General features: G+C 46.4%; 3 protein-coding genes. 2 read left to right on the forward strand and 1 reads right to left on the reverse strand.

Annotation, left to right across the window (positions count from 1 at the left end; genetic code table 11):
- The coding region (locus CVN76_RS21360; RefSeq protein WP_157805743.1) for a YhgE/Pip family protein at positions 1–887 on the forward strand (887 nt) is incomplete at its 5' end.
- 90 nt (positions 888–977) lie between these two features.
- Positions 978–2,411, forward strand: a complete 1,434-nt coding sequence (locus CVN76_RS21365; RefSeq protein WP_100532975.1) for an alkaline phosphatase — start codon at positions 978–980, stop codon at positions 2,409–2,411.
- A 221-nt stretch (positions 2,412–2,632) separates the two neighbouring features.
- Here the strand turns inward: CVN76_RS21365 and CVN76_RS21370 are convergent.
- On the reverse strand, positions 2,633–4,572 hold a 1,940-nt coding region (locus CVN76_RS21370; protein ID WP_157805744.1), incomplete at its 5' end, for a SpoIID/LytB domain-containing protein.

The raw sequence follows: 4,572 nt of genomic DNA on the forward strand, positions 1-4,572 counted from the left end.
AAACCGTAATGGCTGGCTGGAATCAGTTAACAGCCGGTGCAAACAAGCTAAATGAGGGGATGATCCAGGTAAGTGACGGTACGAACACCGTAAAAACTGGTTGGGGCCCTTTAGCTGATGGTGTCCATCGAGTGGATGGCGGTTTAGGTGCCATCAAAGATGGCAGCAAGGAGCTGGCGGCTGGACTTTCAGGCGGCGCCGGTAAATTGAGTAACATCCACGCGGACCAACCGAATATCGACATGTTCGCCGCACCCGTCCAATTGAGCGGGAAAGCCATCCATGCATTCCCTAAATATCGCTATGCTAATGCGCCATATATCCTTTCATTAGCGCTATTTGTAGGTGTTTTGGTCATGGCATGTCTTTTCGACTTACAAAAGCCGGCCATTACAGAAATCTCGGCCTTCAGATGGTATGCCAATAAATTAGGAACGATGGCGGCGTTTGCCGCGGCACAGGCGCTAATCGCCTCCATTTTCGCGTCTTTTTATTTGAAATCAACGTTTACAAATGGCATCATGCTGGTTTTATTCTCGATATTCGTCAGCTTAACCTTCCTGGCGATCGTGTTTTTCCTAGTCGTACTGGCAGGCAATATAGGCAGATTCATTGCATTTGTATTCCTGGTTTTACAACTATCCACAACTGGTTCAAGCTTGCCTGTGCAAATGCTTCCTGAAAACCTGGAAAGAATGAGTCATTTTCTTCCGCTTACGCATTCAATCAATGGCTTTAAATCAATCATAACCTTAAACAATCATGATTTATTTTGGTCAAGTGTAAGCGTTCTTGGCGCTTTCCTTCTCGTGTTTACCCTTCTTTCGCTAACAGCGATCTGGTTCAAGGCAAGGCGCACTTCGCAACAAGCACATGTGGAAGCATAACGCCCATCCCCTCCTGAATATCAGGAGGGGATTTTTTATGGACTTTTACAAATAATAGGGAGACACCTATCAAACGGAGGGTTACAGATAATGGAAATATCTAAAAAATCATTACTTCAAAAACTTTTCCAGCCCGAGCGCTTTGGGTTACTCATTCTTTCCTGCCTAATCGGCATCTCCCACCCCATTCAGGCTGAAACGAAAAACACACCGAAAAATGTCATCTTGCTAATCGGCGATGGCATGGGGTTAGGTGCAATAGAAATTGCCCGGCAATTGGAGTACGGTAAAACAGGTGCATTACATTTGGAAAAACTGGAGCACGTAGCCTTGATGCGCACTTATTCCGCCAATAATCACGTGACCGACTCCGCTGCAGGCGGGTCTGCGATTGCGACTGGCGTTAAAACCAACAATGAGTCAATCGGCGTCGATGTGAATGGCAATGAGGTGGATAGTGTATTGGATGCATTTCAGAACGATGGCAAAAAAGTCGGGATCATCTCGACCAATATGGTCGTCGATGCCACCCCAGCGGCCTTTGGTGCAAGTGTACCGAACCGTTGGACAGGCGGCGCCCATATCGCGAGGCAGCTCTTCGACAACCGAATTGATGTCATACTCGGCGGAGGTGCCAGCTATTTTGGCGCAGATAAGCAGAACGGCGAGGACTTAATCAAGAAATTCAAAAATGCGGGATATGGGATTGCGACGACTAAAGAAGAACTCAGTTCCATGGATAAAACAAAAAAACTATTGGGGCTATTTCACCCCACTTATATGAATTTCAAGCTTGATAAGGAAGTAATGAATTCCCAAGAACCATCACTGCCCGAAATGACCGCCAAAGCGATCCAAATTTTATCCCAAGGTGATAAGGGCTTCTTCTTGATGTCAGAGGGCGCACGGATTGACTCGATGGAGCATGCAGCCGATTTCACAGGAATATGGAAGGAAACGATCGAATTCGATCAGACAGTGAAGGAGGTTGTGAATTGGGCCAAAAACAGAAATGATACATTGATCGTTGTGCTGGCTGACCATGAAACCATGGGAATTTCAGCTTCGGAAACGATGGATATCGCGGCATTGAAAAAGATCCGGGTATCGACTGAATATATGTCCAAACAGATTACATTCAATGGAAATAACGAAATCAATCCGGAAAGTGTCGCTTCCGTATTCAAGAAATATGCCCATATATCCCTTACAGATCAGGAAGTGCTTCAATTCATCGATAATGTTAGAAAGAACCGGACGCTCGTCTACCCGCAGCATCGGATCGATTGGGAAATCGGCAGCACCATCGCCAGGCACCATAAAGCCGGTGTCGCTGAAAGGAGCATCCGGGCTTCCAGTTCAACTGGAGGCCATACGGCCAATATGATTCCCGTGTTTGCGGCAGGCCCAGGCAGTGAAGCCATAGACGGCGTCCTTGAAAATACCGATATTTCAAAAATCATCACAAAAGCTGCAGGTATCCCCTTTACACCCGGTTTGCATAAAGAAAAAAACGAGGAATGAATACATCCCTCGCTTATGATGGTCGCCAAAATGCCGGCATGGGAAGCTATATCTGCGTTTTCACGCAGAGTGAAATGAAACGGAAGGCGCGAGACTTTTGCGGGAAATGCGGTAAAGACAGCGCAAGCGCCGAGGAGGCTCCCCAACCGCTTCTGGAAGGCAAAGCGCCGGCATCTACTCCATTCTTGGATGACACCAAATGCAGCGCCTTTCCCCCCCCTTCATTTCTTTACATGTTTTTTTGGCACAAACCCGACTTGGCTTCCCTTTTTCACCTTATACCACTGCCCTTGTTGAGCCAATATCGTTAGAGCCTGATCCTCATAAAGCGTCCCGATGGTGTTAGCCGCTGGATTTGCCTTTTCTTTTATACGTAATTCTCTTGCTGTCACGATGCCCGTCGTCTTCCTGATCTGAACTTGTGTAGAGACGGTTTTCCGGTTGCCTCCCTCATCCTTGGCGGATATCGACACCGTGAACAATCCGTTGGATATATTGCCAAAATCCCAGTTAACTGATCGGCTGCCTTGGGTGAACTGTCTTTCGGCAAGGCCCCCCACCACTTTGCCTTTGCTGTTCTTGATTTCTACTGCCACTTTCGAGTCTTCATTTATCGTAAATGCTATATTCACTTTTTCTGTACTGTAGTCTCCCATTGTTTCAATATCGGTAATCATGGGTGCTGACGCCTTACTTAAGTTGATTCCCAGTGTCCCCCTTGCTTCATTCCCGCTTTCTCCCCTTGCAGAAACTACCGCTGCATACGTACCATTGTGCACATCATTCACTTTCCAGACCGCCGTGTGACTTCCTTTATTCAATGATTGGTCACTGATTGGTGTAGCCACCGTTTTGCCTTGACCATCTTTAATCAGGAGTGATACCGCTGCATCTTCTTTAAGTGAGTAGGTGATCGTGACTTTATCATTCACATAATCAAGATCCGCTTTCATATCTATGGATGCCGCATTGTTGATGTGAACCTCTTCTATTAACCCTGATGCTTCGCCATATTCCCTGGCGATAGTCGTGTTAGGATAATAAAATGCCAGGATCTCCTGATATGTTTGACCTGCCTCCGCTCTTGTCTTTGCGCCAAACTGACTTAAACCGACTCCATGTCCGTAGCCTGACCCTTCAACATCAATTCTGGAAGAATCGGAAGCCGAATCGTCCACCAAATAGCTTTTCATCACATCGCTACCGACCATGCCCCTGATTTTTGAAGCCGGTACATCAGTAAGCTCGATTTGTCGCTCGGAAAGTTTTCCGCTTTTATCAACAAGACCCCTTACAAAGAAATTCAGTTTAATGGACCCCTTCGTAGCTCGTCCGCCCGTTTTTTTACCAGCGAAGCTTAAAACGGGAACCTTCGTTATTTTAATATCATGGTTCGCATAGCCATTCCTTTTCAGCCAAGCCTTAAGATGAGGTACAACCGTTTTATCTTTTTCCTGTACACTCGTCCACCACTCATCCGGCTTGGATAAGTCTTTGTTTGACAGGTCGATTTGTTGCTTATCAAGCTTTATCGCCCATTTGGTTTTCGGATCATAGGAATCTTGTTGGATAGATAAATAGCCTAGAGGATTTCCGACTGACCAAACATTGGAATTCAATTCGGTCACACCCCCGTTGCTTGAGGAAAAGAACGCCTCGATTATTTCACCATCATGCTTGAGAACCAGGCCTGCTGTCTGTTCGATGGCTGAATCCGTACGGCTGTCCCCTTCCGCTCCTCCATACACTTGATAGGAAATCGTATCATCGATCAATTTCGATTGATGGTGAGCAGCATATGTACGGGCGGCGACTGCTTGAGCCTTCAATGCTTCGGGATGCCATAGGGCAGGCATTTCCTTCGGGACCACACCCTTTACATAATCCTCGATATGCACATGATTGATAGGTCGAATGTAACCTCCCGCCACTGTAAATAAGAAAGAGCCATGATACGGACGGCCATTTAGGGATAACAGGGCATCACCCTTGACCGGAGTGATTTTTAATGAAGCCAATGTTCCTACTTTATTCGAATCTTTATACACGGCAAGTTTTCCTGATTCCACGTTCAATTTCATCTCTTCTCCTGCCTTGATGAATATCTCTCCTCCGGAAGTCTGATAGTCCCCTGTTGCCGTAATTTTGACACTCGTTCGAT

It is taken from the genome of Bacillus sp. mrc49 (genome assembly GCF_002803435.1).